The organism is Pseudomonas sp. KH_050 (genome assembly GCF_057838875.1).
In genome coordinates this window covers 6217732-6237052 of the sequence record NZ_CM174478.1, presented here as the reverse complement: position 1 = coordinate 6237052, position 19321 = coordinate 6217732, and the positions used below count along the sequence as shown (strand labels likewise).

At 60.1% G+C, this 19321-nt stretch carries 15 protein-coding genes and 1 riboswitch; of the genes, 9 read left to right on the top strand and 6 right to left on the bottom strand.

Features of this window, described 5'->3' with window-relative positions:
* Positions 1 to 706 precede the first annotated feature (706 nt).
* Complete coding sequence (locus AC3IUA_RS28710) at positions 707 to 1819, top strand: capsular polysaccharide export protein, LipB/KpsS family (RefSeq protein WP_489358139.1); 1113 nt, start codon at positions 707 to 709, stop codon at positions 1817 to 1819.
* The gene (locus AC3IUA_RS28705) at positions 1813 to 3039 is read left to right on the top strand and encodes an O-antigen ligase family protein (RefSeq protein WP_489358138.1); all 1227 of its coding nucleotides are present in this window, start codon (positions 1813 to 1815) and stop codon (positions 3037 to 3039) included. The genes AC3IUA_RS28710 and AC3IUA_RS28705 overlap by 7 nt, the downstream gene beginning before the upstream one ends.
* 59 nt (positions 3040 to 3098) lie before the next feature.
* On the opposite strand, the gene AC3IUA_RS28700 is transcribed toward AC3IUA_RS28705, so the two are convergent.
* Positions 3099 to 3713 (bottom strand): lipopolysaccharide kinase InaA family protein, encoded by a 615-nt coding sequence (locus tag AC3IUA_RS28700; protein WP_489358137.1) that lies wholly within the window; start codon positions 3711 to 3713, stop codon positions 3099 to 3101.
* A gap of 35 nt (positions 3714 to 3748) precedes the next feature.
* Between AC3IUA_RS28700 and msbA the strand changes: the two genes are divergently transcribed.
* The 4 genes from msbA to hldE all read left to right on the top strand — a co-directional run bounded on the left by msbA (position 3749) and on the right by hldE (position 9370).
* Complete coding sequence (msbA, locus tag AC3IUA_RS28695) at positions 3749 to 5539, top strand: lipid A export permease/ATP-binding protein MsbA (protein WP_489358136.1); 1791 nt, start codon at positions 3749 to 3751, stop codon at positions 5537 to 5539.
* Entirely contained in the window at positions 5539 to 6435 is an 897-nt protein-coding gene (locus tag AC3IUA_RS28690; RefSeq protein ID WP_489362514.1) for a GNAT family N-acetyltransferase, read from the top strand. The genes msbA and AC3IUA_RS28690 overlap by 1 nt, the downstream gene beginning before the upstream one ends.
* Before the next feature lie 16 nt (positions 6436 to 6451).
* Positions 6452 to 7873: a PIG-L deacetylase family protein gene (locus AC3IUA_RS28685; RefSeq protein WP_489358135.1), complete on the top strand. Its 1422-nt coding sequence runs from the start codon at positions 6452 to 6454 to the stop codon at positions 7871 to 7873.
* Positions 7874 to 7948: 75 nt separating this feature from the next.
* Positions 7949 to 9370, top strand: coding sequence for a bifunctional D-glycero-beta-D-manno-heptose-7-phosphate kinase/D-glycero-beta-D-manno-heptose 1-phosphate adenylyltransferase HldE (hldE, locus tag AC3IUA_RS28680; RefSeq protein ID WP_489358134.1), 1422 nt, complete (start codon positions 7949 to 7951; stop codon positions 9368 to 9370).
* A gap of 119 nt (positions 9371 to 9489) precedes the next feature.
* Here hldE and AC3IUA_RS28675 read toward each other — a convergent pair whose 3' ends face one another.
* The 4 genes from AC3IUA_RS28675 to AC3IUA_RS28660 form a co-directional block, all read right to left on the bottom strand.
* Positions 9490 to 10455, bottom strand: a complete 966-nt coding sequence (locus AC3IUA_RS28675; RefSeq protein WP_489358133.1) for a metal ABC transporter ATPase — start codon at positions 10453 to 10455, stop codon at positions 9490 to 9492.
* Positions 10456 to 10496: 41 nt separating this feature from the next.
* Entirely contained in the window at positions 10497 to 11309 is an 813-nt protein-coding gene (locus tag AC3IUA_RS28670; RefSeq protein WP_489358132.1) for an aldo/keto reductase, read from the bottom strand.
* Entirely contained in the window at positions 11306 to 12481 is a 1176-nt protein-coding gene (locus AC3IUA_RS28665) for an NAD(P)/FAD-dependent oxidoreductase (protein WP_489358131.1), read from the bottom strand. The genes AC3IUA_RS28670 and AC3IUA_RS28665 overlap by 4 nt, the downstream gene beginning before the upstream one ends.
* Positions 12482 to 12764: 283 nt before the next feature.
* Positions 12765 to 13097 (bottom strand): DMT family transporter, encoded by a 333-nt coding sequence (locus tag AC3IUA_RS28660; RefSeq protein WP_489358130.1) that lies wholly within the window; start codon positions 13095 to 13097, stop codon positions 12765 to 12767.
* Between the two features lie 103 nt (positions 13098 to 13200).
* On the opposite strand from AC3IUA_RS28660, the gene AC3IUA_RS28655 reads away from it, so the two are divergent.
* Both AC3IUA_RS28655 and waaA read left to right on the top strand, forming a co-directional pair.
* On the top strand, positions 13201 to 14091 hold the full coding sequence (locus tag AC3IUA_RS28655; RefSeq protein ID WP_489358128.1) for a LysR family transcriptional regulator: 891 nt from the start codon (positions 13201 to 13203) through the stop codon (positions 14089 to 14091).
* 22 nt (positions 14092 to 14113) lie between these two features.
* Positions 14114 to 15391 carry a lipid IV(A) 3-deoxy-D-manno-octulosonic acid transferase gene (waaA, locus tag AC3IUA_RS28650; RefSeq protein WP_489358127.1) on the top strand — a complete coding sequence of 426 codons (1278 nt, stop codon included), beginning with the start codon at positions 14114 to 14116 and terminating at the stop codon, positions 15389 to 15391.
* Between the two features lie 83 nt (positions 15392 to 15474).
* Here waaA and AC3IUA_RS28645 read toward each other — a convergent pair whose 3' ends face one another.
* Complete coding sequence (locus AC3IUA_RS28645) at positions 15475 to 16917, bottom strand: TolC family outer membrane protein (RefSeq protein WP_489358126.1); 1443 nt, start codon at positions 16915 to 16917, stop codon at positions 15475 to 15477.
* 196 nt (positions 16918 to 17113) lie between these two features.
* A riboswitch (TPP riboswitch) is annotated at positions 17114 to 17219 on the top strand.
* A gap of 152 nt (positions 17220 to 17371) precedes the next feature.
* Between AC3IUA_RS28645 and thiC the strand changes: the two genes are divergently transcribed.
* Complete coding sequence (thiC, locus tag AC3IUA_RS28640; protein WP_489358125.1) at positions 17372 to 19261, top strand: phosphomethylpyrimidine synthase ThiC; 1890 nt, start codon at positions 17372 to 17374, stop codon at positions 19259 to 19261.
* Positions 19262 to 19321: the final 60 nt, after the last annotated feature.

Genomic DNA, 19321 nt, shown 5'->3' with positions numbered 1-19321 from the left:
GAGTCAACCACGGTGCTCGCCGGCTCGCACATGATCGACGATTCTTTTGACCTGCCTGCGGCTGACCCGGTATTACGCACCGTACTGATCCTTGGCGTGGGACCGGATAAAGAAAAGGAGCCAGGCTACCAGCGAACCTACGCGATGTTGCGTGACTGGTCTGCGGCGAATCCTCAGTATCGGGTGCTGGTCAAGCGTCATCCGCGCAGTCAGGTGCCGTTCTGGCAGCAGGCGGCCGCGAGCCTTGAGCAGATTATCGTGCTGCCGGCAGAATGCTCCCTGGCGCAAGCGCTGGAGCAGGCTTCGGTGGTCATCAATATCATGTCCAACGCGGTCATCGAGGCGGGCCTGGCGGCGCGGCCGGTGATTCATGTCAACGTCAGCGGCGAGCGCGACATTTTCTCTCAGGAGCGATTCATTGGGCCCCAGGTCGATAGCGTGGCGGGGCTGCAGCAGCGTCTGGAGGAAATTGACCTGGACTATGCCGGGCATGTCAGTCGGGCGCAGTCGTTTGCTCTTTTTCATCTGGCCCATGGGTCGCACGGCCTGCACAAGACTGTCGAGGTGCTGGAAAGCCTGCTTCAAGGCTCGGTCCTGCCGGACGATGTAGAGCAGTGCAGATTGACCGGCTCCAGATAAGCATTCTGTCTTACTTCAATATGCCCGGGCCGAGCGACTTCAGGCCTGAGTGAATTCCGGACGCATGATGACGAACTTTTTGTTTTTTTCTCTTGCCAAGCATCAGAGCCTTTATTTCCAGCGCCTGCTCGATGAGACCGAGCTCGACGGCAAGGTAGTCGTTCCAGGGCAAATGCCTTGGCCCAGGCCGTGGCAATGGTCGCGAGTGGTTTCACGCATCGACTGGAAACACCTGATCGAAGAGAAATGCCAGGAGCGCCGGGTCAAGGGCAAGTCCGACGGCAAGTTCTATCGGATGCTGTTAAGTCTGGAGCTCGCCTGGATCGCATTGCGGGTACAGGCGCTACTCGATCGCGATCGGCCGGCTACACTGGTGATGTGGAATGGCTCGCACCGCTACTGCCAATTATTGCTGGCGCTGGCACCGACCGACTGCAAAACCTTTTTCTTCGAGAATGGCCTGTTGCCCAATACCACGACCCTGGATGCGAAAGGCGTCAACTATCGCAACTCGGTGCCGCGAGAGGCGCAGTTCTATCTGAATTACCAGGCTCCAGAGGTCACGGAGCCGGCGGACATCACGCTGGTTCCACGTAAACCGCGCAACACCGGGCTGACGCCGATTGTTCTGCCGGAGCGTTTCGTCTTCATTCCATTTCAGGATGACCGCGACACTCAGGTTCGGCTGTTTTCGCCCTGGATCAAGGATATGCGCGAGATGTTCGCCCTCGGTGAGCGTCTGGCGAGAGATACCGGCATGACCGTGGTCTTCAAGGAGCATCCATCGAGTCGCGAGTCGTACCCCGAACTCCATCAGCGCACCCATGAGCGGCTGTTGTTCGCCAACGGCAACGCCACTCAGGAGTTGATTGAGTCCAGTCAGTTCGTCATTACCCTGAATTCGACCGTCGGCCTGGAAAGCCTGCTATTGGGCAAGCCGGTGCTGACCCTGGGCCAGGCGTTTTTCAATATCCCCGGCCTGGTGATGCACGCCGATTGCGCCGATGAAGCGGTGAGCCTGGTCAACGCGTTCCCCGACTGGTCGCTGGATGAGCGCCTGCGACATAATTTTTTGCGCTACATCGCTCAGGAGTACTGCATACAAGGCAGCTGGCAAAACGCCGACAAAGCTCAGTTACTCAGAGTGGCGAATCGAATGCTGGGCAAACGCGAATGCTAATCGCATTGGAGAAACTGTCGTTGATTCGTAAAGACGTCCTGTCAATCTGGGCTGCTATCGGTCTGCTAGTGCTGCTCTGCGGGGCATGGGTGCTGCCGAGCAACAAGCTTTACCATCAACTCATCATTTTCCTGCTTTGGCTGCCTGCTTCACTGGCGCTGGTTCATCGTGACTTTCGGCTGAGCCTGAAACAGCCCGAGTTCCTGTTATTTGCGATTTTCGCCGCCTGGACCTTAGTGGTGTTGATGGTAGACGGTGCGACAGGCAACGAAATCGGCAAGATCAAGGTGACGCTCTATGTGACGCTCACCCTGGTGGGCGTGGTGCTGGCCACGCAAAGTCGCAAGTGGCGGATCGAGACGCTGCTGCTTTATTCCTCGGTGGTCGGCGGTCTGTTTGCCGGTGCGTCCTGGATCTACTTCTATGGGGTGTCGGCGCAGCCGCTCAGTGGCCGGCTGGTTGCGCTTGGCTTGTGGGACACGGCCATCATGGCGGCGCATGCCGTCGGTGCGCTGTTCATTCTTGGCCTGTTCATGGTGCAAACCCAACGTCTGAAGCCCTGGATGATGTTGCTGTTGCTGGTCCCAGCGATAGGCTACGCGTTGTTCCTGGGATTCAGTCAGACCCGTGGCGTGTGGATCGGCCTGCTGGTCAGTCTGTTGGTGATGGCGCTGGCACGTCCATCGCGACTGAGTATCGGCCTGCTGTTGCTGACAGTGGTGGGGGTAGGGACCATTGCCATTTTCAAAATGGAAATCCTGCTGCAGCGCGGCGTGTCGTACCGTCCGGAGCTATGGAGCGGCGGTGTTCGGCTGATGCTGGATAATTGGGCGATGGGCCTGGGCTTTCACGAGTACCGTATCCTGGTTCCGGAAATCGGTCAGGAGTTCAAGCATCCGCATAATCTGTTTCTCGACATTGGAGTGCGTCTGGGCGTGCCGGGCCTGCTGCTGTTCCTGCTGCTGTGGATGTCGGTCGGCTGGCGCGGCTGGATATCGCGAACGATGCCGTTGGGTCAGGCGCTACTTGCACTCTGGGTTTTTTCCGGGGTGTCGTTGCTGACGGATGGCATCGGTCTGTGGCTTAAGCCCAATGCCGACTGGCTGATCATCTGGCTGCCGATTGCCTTGAGCGCGGTGCTGGCTTGCCGGAGCGTGGCCGATCAGGATCTGCCACGCGGTGGTTCGAAAGGCGTTGCGCCGGGGGCGACGAGGGAATAGCTCCCGAGTGATCTGGATAGTTTGCAGTAGCCGTCCGTCACACTTCAGGCACTGTTCTGTCAGCTGGGGCTCTTGCTCGCCTCGTCGTAGGCGTGCAAAAGTTCGTCCCATGGGAAGTTCTGGATATTGCGTCGTTGCAGGTAATTGCGCAGGTGTTGAAAGTTACGCTTTACCAGCATGCTTCGTAATGGACGCTTTTTGAAACGAATATCCAGGAAGTCGATCAGGCCGAAATCCTGGTCCGGAGTGCGCAGGACATTGCCCAGGTGCAGTGAGCGGAAGTAGATACCGCGCTGATGCAGCCTGTGGATGTAACCGGCCAGCTCAGGGAGCAGGGCATCGAACCGGGCCCGTGAGCCCTTGAACAACGAGTCCATCCCCACGCCGTCCAACGGCTGGTAAAGGCAGGCGCTGACGGCCTTTTTACGGTCGATCCAGCAGCATTCGAGGATCTGTGGCGTGTGAATGCCGCGTTCCTGCAGGCGCCGGCCTTGTTCGGCGAAGCGCTGGGCATCCGGGCGAAGGCGGGCGATCAGAGGGTGGCGTCGACTACGGAATATCTTCAACAGTTCACCGCTGGCCAGTCGCACAACCTTGGGGCCGTGGCTGTCTTTTTCCAGCAGCTCGCCCTGGCTTAGCCAATTTTGTAATTCGTTCGCTGTTACAATCCGCATCTTGTCTCTCTTTTCAAACGTACGAGGCTCGCCGCATGGCCAATTCCGCCCAGCAATCCAGCATGAAGATCTACCTGCGATTGCTGAAATACGTACTTCCGTACTGGGGGGCTTTCGCCATCAGTATTGTGGGCTTCGTGCTGTTCGCCTCCAGTCAGCCAATGCTGGCGGATATGCTCAAGCATTTTCTCGATGCCCTGCAAAAACCATCGGATACCCAATTTATGGGGGTTTCCCTGGTCCTCGGCGTGCCGTTATTGATTGTACTCATTGCAGTCTATCAAGGCATAGGCTCATTTCTCGGCAACTATTACCTGGCCAAGGTCGCCCGCGGCGTGGTTCACGACCTGCGTTGTGCCTTGTTCGACAACTTGCTGACCCTGCCTAACCGCTATTTCGACAACCATAATTCGGGTCACCTGATTTCCCGGATCACCTATAACGTGACCATGGTCACGGGTGCCGCGACCGACGCGATCAAAGTGGTCATCCGCGAAGGGCTGACGGTGATCTTCCTGTTCGGCTACCTGTTGTACAGCAATTGGAAAATGACTCTGGTTCTGCTGGCGATCCTGCCGGTGATTGCGATCCTGGTGAGCAGTGCCAGCAAGAAATTTCGCAAGCAGAGCAAGAAAATCCAGGTGGCCATGGGTGACGTGACCCACGTGGCCTCGGAGACCATTCAGGGTTACCGAGTGGTCCGCAGCTTCGGCGGCGAGCCTTACGAGACCCAACGTTTCCATTCGGCCAGCGCCGACAACATGAACCGTAGCCTGGGCATGACCCGTACCCAGGCGATCTACACGCCGGTACTGCAGTTGGTGATCTACATCGGCATGGCCGTACTGATGTATCTGGTCCTGTACCTTCGCGGCGATGCCTCTGCCGGTGAACTGATCGCCTACATCACTGCGGCCGGCTTGCTGCCGAAACCGATCCGCCAGTTGTCCGAGGTCAGCGCCACGATTCAGAAGGGTCTGGCAGGTGCCGAGAGCATTTTCGAACAACTGGATGAGGCACCGGAGGTCGATAAGGGCACCAAGGAGCTCGAGCAGGTCAGCGGGCGTCTGGAAGTCCGTAACCTGAGCTTCCAGTACCCGGGCACGGAAAAAGTCGTGCTCAACGATATTTCGTTCACCGCCGAGGCTGGGCAGATGGTCGCCCTGGTGGGTCGCTCGGGCAGCGGCAAGTCGACCCTGGCCAACCTGATTCCGCGTTTCTACCACCATGACCAGGGCCAGATCCTGCTCGATGGGCTCGATGTCGAGGAATACAAGCTGATCAACCTGCGTCGGCATATCGCCCTGGTGACCCAGCAAGTGACGCTGTTCAACGACAGCGTCACCAACAATATCGCCTATGGCGATCTGGCCGGTGCGCCGATGGACGCTGTCCGCAAGGCTGCTGAAGATGCCTACGCCGCGGAGTTCATCGAGCAAATGCCCCAGGGTTACGACACCTTGGTGGGTGAGAACGGGGTATTGCTGTCCGGCGGCCAGCGCCAGCGTCTGGCGATTGCCCGGGCACTGCTCAAGAACGCCCCGCTGCTGATCCTCGATGAAGCCACTTCGGCACTGGATACCGAGTCCGAGAGGCACATTCAGGCCGCCCTGGACCAAGTGATGCAAGGTCGTACAACGCTGGTCATCGCCCACCGTCTGTCGACCATCGAGAAGGCCGATCTGATCCTGTTGATGGATCAGGGGCGCATTGTCGAACGTGGTACTCATGCCGAACTGTTGGCGCTCAATGGCTACTACGCACGCCTGCACGAAAAGGATTTCATCGAAAGCACCGATGAGGCTATGACGGAGTCTCACGTTTGATTCTGAGTTATCTGCGTGCCTGGCGAGAAAACGGTTGGACGCCTATCGATGTCACTGCCTATGCCAAGGCCTGGCATCAGTTCGGAGGCAGTGTCGCGAGCCACCCCGACGTGGTCGAGCGCCTCGCCGGGCTGGCGGGGATTCCGGTGCGCTATCTGGGCTGGTTCGTCGCCGGTGAACTGCGCGCCGCGATCCCGACCTGGGGCCGTTACCTGGCATTGTCCAAGGACGTACTCAAGCGCGAGGGCAAGCGCGGCCTGTTCGACCTCGGTAATGCCGAAATCATTCTGCCCGTTGCCGACGATGCGCGGATTCGCGTGCGCCACCGTATGCGCTATGTGTCCGAGCTCAACGCCCAGACTGTCACAAATCTTGCCGAGCAGCCGGAAGGCCTGGCGTTGGCGCGTCTGCCTGAGGACTACAGCAAGAAGTTTCGCTACAACCAGCGTCGCGAACAGCGTTTGCTGGAAGAGGCGGGCGGTGTTATCAGGCCCATGCTGGAGCTGACCGCCAGTGAACAGGCGACGATCTATGCTGACCTGTTCCAGCGGCGCTGGAATTTCGAGGCACCGGGCAAGCAGCTTCTGACCGAGGTGTTCACGCAGTTGCGCGAGTTCATGACCGGCTCGCTGATCTACCTGAACGATGAACCGGTAGCCATCCAGATTCTGTACCGGGTGGAGTCACCCAAATGGATCAGTCTGGAGTACATCAACGGCGGCGTGGATCCACAGAACCGTGAGTTCAGCCCCGGTAGCGTGCTCAGTTTCGTCAATACCCAGGCAGCGTGGGAACAGGCCCGTGCAATCGGCAAGCCGTTGCGTTACTCATTCGGCCGTGCCGATCGCGAATACAAGGATCGCTGGTGTAACCGGGTCCCGGTCTACCAGGTTTGAACGAGGTCATGCAGCCATGAGCGCACGCAAGCAGCAATTGCTCAAGCGCCACCGACGGCACAAACGCCTGGTGTTGCTCGGGGCGTCGGTGATTCTGATGTTGTTTGGCATTTTCGTCGCATGGTGGCCGTTACCGCTGTTGCTGCTGCTCGGCTGGGTCGCCCATGAAGCGTGGTTTGCCGACCACTTGTTCTATGCCCCAGGCGACGATTACCGTTATGACTTTGCGCCGGGCACTCCGCAGTTTCCAGTGACGCTGCAGCAGGGTTGCCTGCAAGTGACGGGCGACTTTGCCGAGGCCGAAACGCTCGTCCTGCAAGTGCGCGTCAAGGCCAGCTGGCTGGGTCGGTTGTTCGATCCGCAGGTTTGGATCGGCGACGATCGCCAGGATCTCGAACGCGGTGTCGATGGCGAACGCTTTCTCAATCTGTCTGGACAGGGCACCACACTGAAAGCCGGGCAGCTGTCGCTGCGCGGGCGCTTCTGCAGTGTCGCGCAACAGGCCACTTTGCATGCCCTGAGTAACCCTGACTATGGCCAGCAACGGCTGCTGATTATCGCTCCCCATGCCGATGACGCCGAGCTGGCCGCGTTCGGTCTGTATAGCCGGGCCGCCGAAGTTTCGATCATCACCCTGACCCAGGGCGAGATCGAAGCCGAGAACTATCGAAACCTGGGCCTGGATACGGCGCAGGCTGCGCGCCTCAAGGGGCGTCTGCGCAGTTGGGACAGTCTGGCGGTGCCGCTCTGGGGCGGTGTGCCACAACATAATTGCGTTCAGCTGGGCTATTACTGCCTGCAACTGAGCGCAATGGCGCAACAACCAGAGCAAGGTTTTGCTTCGCGGGAGTCGGGAGACAGTGACATCCGTGGGGCGCGTCGCAACAATCCGCTGAAGCTGCCCGGCGATCTCGATGGCCAGCCGCACTGGCGCAATCTGGTGGCCGATCTGGCTCGCTCGCTTGAGCATTTCCGTCCCGAGGTGGTGGTGACTCCTCACCCGGAGCTGGACCCGCACAGTGATCATGTCGCCAGCACGCGTGCCTTGCTCGAGGCGATCGAAGTCAGCGCCTGGCGGCCACGCACGCTGCTGCTCTACGCCAATCACCTGCACGATAACGATCGTTGGCCGATGGGGCCGGCGGACTATGGTATTGCCTTGCCTCCGACCATCGAACCGTTGCCGGCAGATGTGCTGTGGAGTCCCTCGCTGGGTGCCGAGACCCGGTTGGACAAGGCCATGGCGCTGGGCATGCAGCATGATCTGCAAGGTCGCCCACCGTTGAAGAAACGTCTGCGCCGGTTGATTCAGCGCCTATTGGCGGGCCGTCGTTGGCCGGCCACCGGGGAAGACGAGTTTTTCCGCAAGGCGGTGCGCCGACATGAGCTGTTCTGGGTGCGCCCGCTGGATTGTCCTGTAAATGATGGCCGCCGCTGAGCCGTTTGCTCGCGTTCGGTCGCCTTCTTTCGCTATGTTATTATCCGCGACGTTTTTATCGCCTCTGGAGTTTCCATGAAGTTGTCCATGCCACGATTCAATCAGGCCCCTGTCCTGGTGGTCGGCGATGTCATGCTCGACCGTTACTGGCATGGTGGTACCTCACGGATTTCTCCTGAGGCACCGGTGCCGGTGGTCAAGGTCGAACAGATCGAGGACCGCCCGGGTGGTGCTGCCAACGTTGCCTTGAACATCGCCGCTCTCGGCGCGCCCGCGTCGCTGGTCGGGGTGACCGGGGACGACGAGGCCGCCGACAGCCTGGCCAACAGCTTGCGTGGCGCAGGCGTGCGGGCGCTGTTCCAGCGCATTGCTCACCAGCCGACCATCGTCAAGCTGCGGGTCATGAGTCGTCACCAGCAACTGCTGCGGATCGACTTCGAAGAACCCTTTGCCACCGATGCGCTGGCATTGGCTGGTGAGGTCGACAACCTGCTTGAAGGCATCAAGGTTCTGGTGCTGTCCGACTATGGCAAAGGTGCGTTGAGAAACCATCAGGTGCTGATCCAGGCTGCGCGTGCGCGTGGCATTCCGGTGCTGGCGGATCCGAAAGGCAAGGACTTTTCGATCTACCGCGGTGCGAGTCTGATCACGCCCAACCTCAGTGAGTTCGAGACTATTGTCGGCGGTTGCGCCGATGAACATGAGTTGGTGAGCAAAGGCGCCCAGCTGATGCACGATCTCGAGTTGGGGGCCTTGCTGGTAACCCGTGGCGAACACGGTATGACCCTGTTGCGGCCCGATCACCCGGCGCTGCACTTGCCGGCTCGGGCTCGCGAAGTATTCGATGTGACCGGTGCCGGCGACACAGTGATTTCCACTCTGGCGGCAGCAATTGCCGCCGGTGAGGAATTGCCCCATGCCGTGGCCCTGGCCAACCTGGCCGCGGGCATTGTGGTCGGCAAGCTCGGTACGGCGGCGATCAGCGCGCCTGAACTGCGTCGTGCGATCCAGCGCGAGGAAGGTTCGGAACGTGGAGTGCTGAGTCTCGATCAGTTGTTGCTGGCGATCGACGATGCCCGTGCGCACAATGAGAAAATCGTCTTCACCAACGGTTGCTTCGACATTCTGCATGCCGGGCACGTGACCTACCTGGAGCAAGCTCGGGCACAAGGCGATCGCTTGATCGTTGCGGTCAATGACGATGCCTCGGTCAGCCGCCTGAAAGGGCCGGGTCGACCGATCAACAGCGTCGACCGCCGCATGGCGGTATTGGCCGGTCTGGGCGCGGTGGATTGGGTGATCAGCTTCTCTGAAGGAACGCCGGAAAACCTGCTGACCCAGGTCAAGCCGGATGTGCTGGTCAAGGGGGGTGATTACGATATCGATCAGGTGGTCGGTGCCGATATCGTCAGCGCCTATGGCGGCAAGGTGAAAGTGCTGGGGCTGGTCGAGAACAGCTCGACCACGGCGATTGTGGAGAAGATCCGCAATAATTAAGTGACGGGTGCACCGAAAAGATCGCAGCCTGCGGCAGCTCCACATTGAACCGCGTACACCCGTCATTAAAGGTGTATACAAATCCAGTAGGAGCTGCCGCAGGCTGCGATCTTTTGCGTTTAGCGCGCCACGCTTCTGGGCACGATCTTCTTCAACAACTGCCGCGCCCTGCCGGTCAGGCGCTTGAAGCCTGAGACCTTGCCCGGTTGGCTCAGGCCCTGCTGCTTGAGCCAGTCCTTCCAGCGAATCCGCTCATCGCGTACCAGCCAGCCTTCCTGCCTGGCAAAGCTTTCCGCCAGATACAGTCCGCGGGTACTGGCCGGGTGGAGCTGATCCTTTTTCAAGATATAGAGTTCGGCCTGGGGCTGACCATCCTCAAGTGGCATCAGGTACAGGTCTGGCCGTTTGCGGTCCAGCCGAGCCACCAGTTGGTCCCCTTCCAGACGCTCATCGACATGGAACAGGCTGAGGGACTTGGCCTCTTTCGGCACATCCAGGCGCAAATCGTAGATCAACTGCAGCGAAGCCGTGGGCAGGTGCACGTAGGCTCTGGGGCGTTCGATCAGTTGCATCCTGGCGCAACGCACCGGCCGTGCCGAACCGGACAACGGGGTCAGGCGAAAGGGCAGGGCTTCGCGATAATGCAACGCAGTCGAATAAGGCGCTGGCAACCAGGTGTCGTTGAAGCGCCCACCGAGCCAGCCCTCCGGGGTTTCCAGCAGACACTCTTCGGCAATCTCCTGAATCGCGGTATGCAGCGGCAGGTTCAATTCGTGGGCCGGCACATAACCGGAGATCAACTTGAGCACCACGTCGCCACGGTCCTGACGTTGCTGGCGAACCAGGACCCAGTAATCGCGGTTCTGCCAATGCAGGGTCAGGCGAACTGAAACCCCCAGATTGGCCAGTTCGAGTGAGAAGCGCTCGGCATCGGCGATCGTCACCGGACGACGACGCTGCAGGGTTTGCGAAAAATTCAGCGGCATCCCGACGCTCTGATAGTTCAGGCCTTCGGGGGTCGCTTCGACGAACAACGGCAGTGTCTTGAAGTTGCTTGGGTTCTTTCTTATAAGGGTTCGCGGCATGTCGGCTCCTTCTTGCGTCGGGGTCGGCCGCGTCGGCGGCTTCAATTTCTACGGAGGACCTGCGCAACAGTCGCCACATTGTGGGCGAGGTGCAGCGGATTAATGGTCCCGACAATAGCACTGGCGACACCGGGATGTTCAAACAACAATTCGAAGCTGGCGCGGACCGGGTCGACTCCCGGGCTCAAGCAGGCATGGCCGCTGGCCAGGGCTTTTTTCACTAAAATGCCTTTGCCGTGGGCGGCAGCATAGTCGATGACCGGTCGCTCGGCTTGTTCGCTGAGATTGTAGGTGACCATGGCGCAATCGCCTTGCTCCAGAGCCTTCAATCCGCCATCGACGGTCTTGCCGGAAAAGCCGAATCCACGGATTTTTCCTTCGCGTTTCAGCTCGGCAAGGGTCTGGTAGACCTCGCTGTCGTCAAGAATAGCCAAATCGTTGCCATCCGAGTGCACCAGCACCAGATCGATAAAATCGGTTTCCAGGCGTTGCAGGCTGCGCTCCACCGAGTATCGCGTGTGTTCGGCACTGAAGTCGTGGTGTGACAGGCCATCGACGAACTCTTCGCCGACCTTGCTGACGATTACCCAGTCCTGGCGCTGGCCACGCAACAATGGCCCGAGGCGTTCTTCGCTGCGGCCATAGGCTGGGGCAGTGTCGATCAGATTGATGCCCAGGTCGCGAGTCAGCTTGAGCAGCATGCGCGCCTGATCATCGTCGGGGATCTGGAAGCCGCTTGGGTATTTCACTCCCTGATCGCGACCGAGTTTGACGGTGCCCAGGCCCAGCGGCGAGACCAACAGGCCGGTGCTGCCGAGGGGGCGATGCAGATCGTGCAAGGTCGGTTGGTTCATGGCAACAATTGCTCCCAGGCCGGTTGGGCCATCGGCGGCTTTGGCAGTTCGGGCAAGGCCGGCGGGTGGCTGGGTAGAATGTCGTCGCGGTCGAAGGCGGCCAACACCCGATCGGCGAAGTCCGGCGCCAGGGCCAGCTTGGTTGGCCAGCCCACCAACAGTCGATCCTGCTCGGCGAGAAAGGCGTTGTCCGGGCGGGTCAGCCCCGATTGCGCCGGCTCCGCCCGATCCACCCGCAAGGTCGCCCATTGCGCCTGGCTCAGGTCGACCCACGGTAGCAGGTTGCCGAGTTCTTTTTGCGCGGCAGCGATTTGTGCCGCCGGTTCACGGGCGACGCCTTCTGCTTCGGCAATATCACCGCCCAGGTACCAGACCCATTGACCATCGGCCGCCGGGTGGGTGGTGACGGTGATCCGCGGCTTTGGTCCGCCGCCCAGGCAGTGGGCGTACAGTGGTTTGAGGGTCGGGCCTTTGACGATGACCATGTGCAATGGCCGTCGTTGCATCGCCGGCTGGCTCAGGCCCAGGGCGGTCAGCAAGTCCGCGTTGCCAGCGCCGGCGCTGAGGACGATGCGTTGCGCGCGGATCTCCCGCCCATCGACCCGCAGGCCGACCAGTTCAGCGTTTTCCAGCAGGGGCTCGATGGTCTGGCCTGCCAGCAGGCCATCACCGGCCAGCTCGGCCAGACGCTGGATCAGACTCGGTACGTCGACCACCAGTTCGGCCAAACGATAGACCTTGCCCTTGAAACGTTTGTCTTGCAGGGCCGGTGGCAGTTGCTCGCCCTTGACCTGGTCGACCCGGCCGCGCACGGCTTTGCTGGCGAAGAAGCTGGTGAGGTTGCCGGCAATCGTTCCAGGGGACCAGAGGTAATGGGCTTCGGAGAGCAGGCGTACGCCGGACAGGTCCAGTTCACCGTTACCGGCCAGGGCTTCACGCCAGCGCCGTGGCATGTCGGCGATGGCTTCCGAGGCGCCGGTCAGCGCTCCGTGCAGTGCGTATTTGGCGCCGCCGTGGATGATCCCCTGGGACTTGACGCTTTGCCCGCCACCGAGGCTGGCGCTTTCCACCAGCACAGTCGAAAAGCCCTGGCGACGCAGGCGTGCGTTCAGCCAGAGGCCGGCAACCCCGGCGCCGACAATCAGAACGTCGGTGGAAATAACGGATGGCATGCAGCGACCTCAGTGTTCAAGACTAGGGGCGCAGTATACAGACTCGAAGATCGCAGGCTTTGTTGGCGATCAATGGGGTATCTGAATCGAACACAAAACCTGTGGCGAGAGAGCTTGCTCCCGCTCGGCTGCGAAGCGGTCGTAAAAATTCTATGAATGCGTTTTTATCTGTTGGAACGCAGTCGCAGATTTCAGGACCGCTGCGCGCTCCAGCGGGAGCAAGCTCCCTCGCCACAGGGATTGGGACCGACTCAAGGTTGGCTCAAGGTTGGGTGACTGGCAATCAATGCCCCGCCGTATTCGAGAACAGCTGAATCACCACCACCCCCAGCACGATCATGCCCATGCCGATGATGGCCGGGATGTCGAGTTTCTGCCCGTAGATAAGCAGCGCGGCGATGCTCACCATCACGATGCCCATGCCGGCCCAGACCGCGTAGGTCACACCGACCGGAATGGTGCGCACCACCAGGGTCAGCATCCAGAACGCAATGCCATAACCAACGATGACCAGCAACAGAGGGATGGGTGTGCTGAAGCCCTTGACCGCTTTCATCGAAACAGTGGCGATCACTTCGGCGCAGATGGCGATGGCCAGATAGTAGTAAGCGTTCATGGGCGAATCCTCGTGTTGAGTGCTGCTTTCCAAGGTCGGCATTCTAGAGATTGCACAGATGGGGTAAAGTCATTACCTATCTGTTTTAAAGATGGGTTGAGCCATGAATGTGCAATGGAACTTGGAGCAACTGCGCTTGTTCGTCAGCGTAGCCGAACAACGTTCGTTTTCTGCCGTGGCCCGGGACCAGCGCAAGGCACAGTCGGCGATCAGCAGTGCTATCGCGATGCTGGAGGAAGACCTTGGGGTCAGCCTGTTCGACCGTAGCAGCGGTCGTCAGCCGAAATTGACCGAAGCGGGGCAAGCCCTGCTAGAAGAGGCCCGGGAAGTCTTGCGTCAGTGCGAGCGCCTCAACGGGCGGGCGTTGGCGTTGATGCGCGGTGAGGAGGCACGCCTGCGCCTGGCTCAGGATGAAGCGATGCCTTATCAACCGGTGATCGACAGCCTCGAATCCCTGGCCGAACAATTTCCCAGCCTTGAAGTGCAATTGACCAGCGCGGCCCAGGGTGATGTGGCGCGCAAGCTGGTGGAGCGTCGGGCCGATCTGGGTTTGCTGTTTTATCATGACCAGATACCCGAAGCCCTCGAGCGGCGGGTGCTGGGCAGTGTCGAAATGGTCACGGTGTGCGGGGTCGGGCATCCACTGGCGGCCGAAGGAAAGGTCGACTGCCAGCAAATGGCGCAGCATCGACAGTTGCTGATGGCCACCCAGTCCAGTGTCTATCCCGGCAGTGAGCAGGCCAGCCCGCAGGTCTGGCGCGCCGACAGCTTTTATGTGATGGCCGAATGGCTGATGCGTGGTCTCGGCTGGGCCTGGCTACCGCGGCACGTGGTGCAGTATCCGGCGTATCAAGGGCAGATGGTCGAGCTGGTCAGCGAATGGACCCCGCCGGCGCTGGTGGTAGAACTGGTCTGGCGCCGCGACGAGCCCCTTGGCCCGGCCGCGCGCTGGCTGGCGGAACGTTTTGCCGTGCACTTGCAGGCGATCGGCTGAAAACCCGATAAACTCCGCCGCCATGAATAGAACTCTCTACACCTTGCTGTTTTATCTCGGGCTGCCGTTGGTGGCGTTGCGTCTGTGGTTGCGGGCGCGCAAGGCGCCAGCCTACGCCAAGCGAATCGGCGAGCGCTTTTCCATTGGCTTGCCAGTGATGCGCCCAGGCGGAATCTGGGTGCACGCAGTCTCGGTCGGCGAAAGCATCGCTGCGGCGCCGATGATTCGGGGTTTGCTCGAACGTTATCCACAGCTGCCCATCACCGTGACTTGCATGACCCCGACCGGTTCGGAGCGGATCAAAGCGCTGTTCGCCAATGAACCGCGGATTCAACACTGTTATCTGCCGTATGACTTGCCTTGCGCGGCGGCAAGGTTTCTCGAGCGGGTCCAGCCGAAGCTCGCAGTGATCATGGAAACCGAACTCTGGCCCAACCATATTCACCAGTGCGCCAAACGCGGGATTCCGGTGGCGCTGGCCAATGCGCGGCTGTCGCAACGTTCGGCCAAGGGCTACGGGCGTTTTGCCAAACTGACCCGGCCGATGCTCAGTGAAATGAGCTGGTTCGCAGTGCAGACCGAGGCGGAGGCCCAGCGCTTTCTTAATCTGGGGGCGCGGCCGGAAACGGTCGAGGTGACCGCTTCGATCAAGTTCGATCTGAGCATCGATCCGCAATTGCTGGTACGCGCGGCGCAATTGCGTAGTCAATGGCAGGCTGCGCAGCGTCCGGTGTGGATCGCCGCCAGTACCCACGAAGGTGAGGACGAAGTGGTGCTGGCGGCCCATCGGCAGTTGCTCGCCAATTATCCGGACGCTTTGCTGATTCTGGTGCCACGCCATCCAGAACGCTTCAACACAGTCTTTGAGTTGTGCCGGCAGCAGGGCTTCGCCACCGTGCGCCGCTCCACGGCGGAACCGGTCAGCGCCAACACTTCGGTGCTGCTCGGCGACACCATGGGTGAATTGCTGTTTCTCTACGCCCTGGCGGACAGCGCCTTTGTCGGCGGCAGCCTGGTGCCCAACGGCGGACATAACCTGCTGGAGCCGGCAGCCCTGGCCAAGCCGCTACTGAGCGGCCCGCACCTGTTCAACTTTCTCGAGATCGCCGCGCTGTTGCGCGAAGCCGGGGCGTTGCAGGAAGTGGAGGATGCCCAGGGGTTGGCAGTGGCGGTGCAGCGGCTGTTCGAGTTGCCGAGTGATGCGCAGAAAATGGCTGAAGCGGGGCTGAAGGTGATGCGCGCCAATCAGGGGGCGCTGAAGCGTTTGCTGGATGGGTTGGGAAGGTTGATCGACCGTTAAATCGAGTTGCTCTGGCGAAAAAGATCGCAGCCTGCGGCAGCTCCTACGGGTGGACATCTGTCGTAGGTTGCGATTTTTTGATTTTAATACCCTGGATTAGCCTTTAGCTGTTCCTGCGCGGCCTTGGCCAGGTCCGGTGGCAGGAAGTCCTTGTCCGGGTTGTAGTCGGCTTTCAGGTAGCGCGACAACTCCTGCAAATCCCCCGGGTTCAAGGTGCCGGCCGCTTGCTTCAGGCGCAGGTTGTCGAGGATGTAGTCGTAGCGAGTGTTGTTGTAGTTGCGCACCGAAGTGTAGAGCTGGCGCTGAGCGTCCAGCACGTCGACGATATTGCGCGTCCCCACCTGATAGCCGATCTCCGTGGCTTCCACCGCACTCTGGTTGGAGATGATCGACTGGCGGCGCGCCTGCACCTGTTCGACATCGGTATTCACTGCACGGTGCAGGTTGCGGGTGTTTTCCACCACCTGCCGCCGCAAGGCTTCGCGTTGCTGTTCAGTCTGGTTCAGCCGGGAGTAGGACTCGCGAACCTGGGAGCTGGTCAGGCCACCGCTGAAGATCGGAATATTCAATTGCAGGCCGACGGTGCGTTGCTCGACGTCACTGCCATAACGTTGCCCCGGGATCGGGCTTGGGTTGATAAAACCGAGGGCGTCGTTGTCGCCTTTCTTGTATTGCGCGATCGCATCGAGAGTCGGCGCATGGCCGGCCTTGCGTTGCTTGAGGGTTTCTTCGGCGGCGCTGACTGCATAGTTGCTGGCCAACAGATTGAGGTTCTGCTTGGCGGCGGTGTCGACCCAGGCCTTGGCGTCGTTCGGCGTTGGCGCCAGCACCGGTAACGTGTGGACGATACCCTGAATCGAATTGTACTGGCGGTTGGTCAGGGTGATCAGCGCTTCGAACGCATCATCCACCAGGCGTTGCGCAAGGATCCGGTTGGCCCGTGCGGTGTCGTAGCTGGCCTGGGATTGCAACACATCGGTCTTGTCCGAGAGGCCGACATCGAAACGTTCGTTGGATTGATCGAGCTGACGCTTGAACGCGGCTTCTTCGGCCTTGGTCGAGGCCAGGTTGTCCTGAGCACGCAACACCGTGAAGTAACTATCGGCACTTTGCAGAATCAGGTTCTGCTCGGTTGCCGAGAGCTCCAGGGCGGCCTGTTCATTCACCGCCTCGGCGGCTTGCAACTGGAACCAGCGATCGGCGCGGAAGATCGGTTGCGCCAGGGTCGCCTGATAGGACGTGCCACTGCGGTTGGCGGTCATCGACGGCTGGTCGAAGTCGGTCCGGGTATTGTTCAGGTCGGCACCGGCCGAGAGGTTCGGCAACAGGCCGGCGCGGGCCTGGGGCACAACTTCCTTGCGCGCATCGTAATTGGCGCGGGCGGCGGCGAGGTCGGCGTTGTTGTCCACCGCTTCCTGGTAGACGCTGACCAGGTCGGTCTTGGTCGATAAGGGCGCTTCTACTGCCCAGGCCATTCCATTGGACGCACAAGACACGGCAATGGCCAGTGAGAGTTTGCGCAGCATGAGGCGATCCCTAGAGTGAATATTACACCGATAATTTAGACGCCAAGGCTACGGCGCACCATGCAGAGCGTCAAGGTCGGGCACAGCGTAGCGAGTGTAGTTGCGCAGGCTTGCGGCAACAATCCTGTAATTGCGCCATTCATCACGCTGTTTGCACCGGTGTTGGCGTTCTTTGTGAGTTCTGTCTAGACTGGCCACGTTCTTGTCGGGGTGCCTTGCTATGAGGCTGAGATCGGATAATTCCGGATCCCGTTGAACCTGATCAGGTTAGCGCCTGCGTAGGGAACAAGATTTCTCGTCACCCGGCGAGACCTCTTGTGCTTCGTCCGGGATGTTGTTCGACAATCGAACAACCCTTTCGAGACTGAGCACAGCACCCGTCCTGGTGCGTCCGTGCATATCAAGTTCGCTCCGACAAAAATCCAATGCCTGGATGCTGTCTGGAGAGCCCGTGATGAGTACAAAATCAAAAAATACCGCTAACTTGAGTGACTCGGCCAAGGTCGATCTGCAATCGGTTCAGCCCTTTACCCGCTCGCAAAAAATCTACGTCCAGGGTTCGCGCCCGGACATCCTCGTGCCGATGCGCGAAGTCAGCCTCGACGTCACCCCGACCGAGTTCGGCGGCGAGATCAACGCGCCAGTCGTGGTCTATGACACCTCCGGTCCCTATACCGACCCAAACGTGATCATCGATGTGCGCAAAGGTCTGGGCGACGTGCGTTCGCCGTGGATCGACGCCCGTGGCGACACCGAGCGCCTCGCCGGCCTGAGTTCGAACTTCGGCCAGGAACGCCTTGCCGATGCGGAATTGACCGCGCTGCGTTTTGCCCATGTGAACAACCCGCGTCGGGCCAAGGCCGGTGCCAACGTCAGCCAGATGCACTATGCGCGTCAGGGCATCATCACCGCCGAGATGGAATACGTTGCCATCCGCGAGAACATGAAGCTTGAAGAGGCCCGCTCTGCCGGCCTGCTGAAGCAGCAGCATCCGGGCCACAGTTTCGGTGCCAGCGTACCGAAAATCATCACCCCGGAATTCGTCCGTGAAGAAATCGCCCGCGGTCGCGCGATCATCCCGGCGAACATCAACCACGTCGAACTGGAACCGATGATCATCGGCCGTAACTTCCTGGTGAAGATCAACGGCAACATCGGCAACAGTGCGCTGGGCTCTTCCATCGAAGAAGAAGTGGCGAAACTGACCTGGGGTATTCGCTGGGGTTCGGACACGGTCATGGACCTGTCCACCGGCAAGCACATTCACGAAACCCGCGAGTGGATCATCCGCAACTCGCCGGTGCCGATCGGTACCGTGCCGATTTATCAGGCCCTGGAAAAAGTCGGCGGTGCCGCTGAAGACCTGACCTGGGAGTTGTTCCGCGACACGCTGATCGAGCAGGCCGAGCAGGGCGTCGACTACTTCACTATCCACGCCGGCGTCCTGCTGCGTTACGTGCCGATGACCGCCAAGCGCGTCACCGGGATCGTCAGCCGTGGCGGTTCGATCATGGCCAAGTGGTGCCTGGCGCATCACAAAGAGAACTTCCTCTACACTCATTTCGAAGATATCTGCGAAATCATGAAGGCCTACGACGTCAGCTTCTCGCTGGGTGATGGCTTGCGTCCGGGATCGATTGCCGACGCCAACGACGAAGCGCAATTCGGTGAGCTGGAAACCCTTGGCGAACTGACCAAGATCGCCTGGAAACACGACGTGCAAACCATGATCGAAGGCCCGGGCCATGTGCCTATGCAGTTGATCAAAGAGAACATGGACAAGCAGCTCGAGTGCTGCGACGAGGCGCCGTTCTACACCCTCGGCCCGCTGACCACCGACATCGCACCCGGTTACGACCACATCACCTCCGGGATCGGTGCGGCAATGATCGGCTGGTTCGGTTGCGCCATGCTCTGCTACGTCACGCCGAAGGAACACTTGGGCCTGCCAAACAAGGATGACGTGAAGACCGGGATCATTACCTACAAGATCGCTGCCCACGCGGCCGACTTGGCCAAGGGTCACCCGGGCGCGCAGATTCGCGACAATGCCTTGAGCAAGGCACGCTTCGAATTCCGTTGGGAAGACCAGTTCAACCTTGGCCTGGACCCGGATACCGCACGTTCATATCACGATGAAACCCTGCCGAAGGATTCGGCCAAGGTCGCGCACTTCTGCTCCATGTGCGGGCCGAAGTTCTGCTCGATGAAAATCACCCAGGAAGTCCGTGAATACGCGGCCAACCAGTTGATTGAAGCGGTCGATGTAGACGTGGCGCAAGGCATGGCGGAACAGTCCGAGCGGTTCAAGAAAGAAGGCAGTCAGCTGTACCAAAAGGTTTGATCTGACCTGCGGGGCCTGAAAGGGCCTCATCGCGAGCAAGCTCGCTCCCACATTTGATTT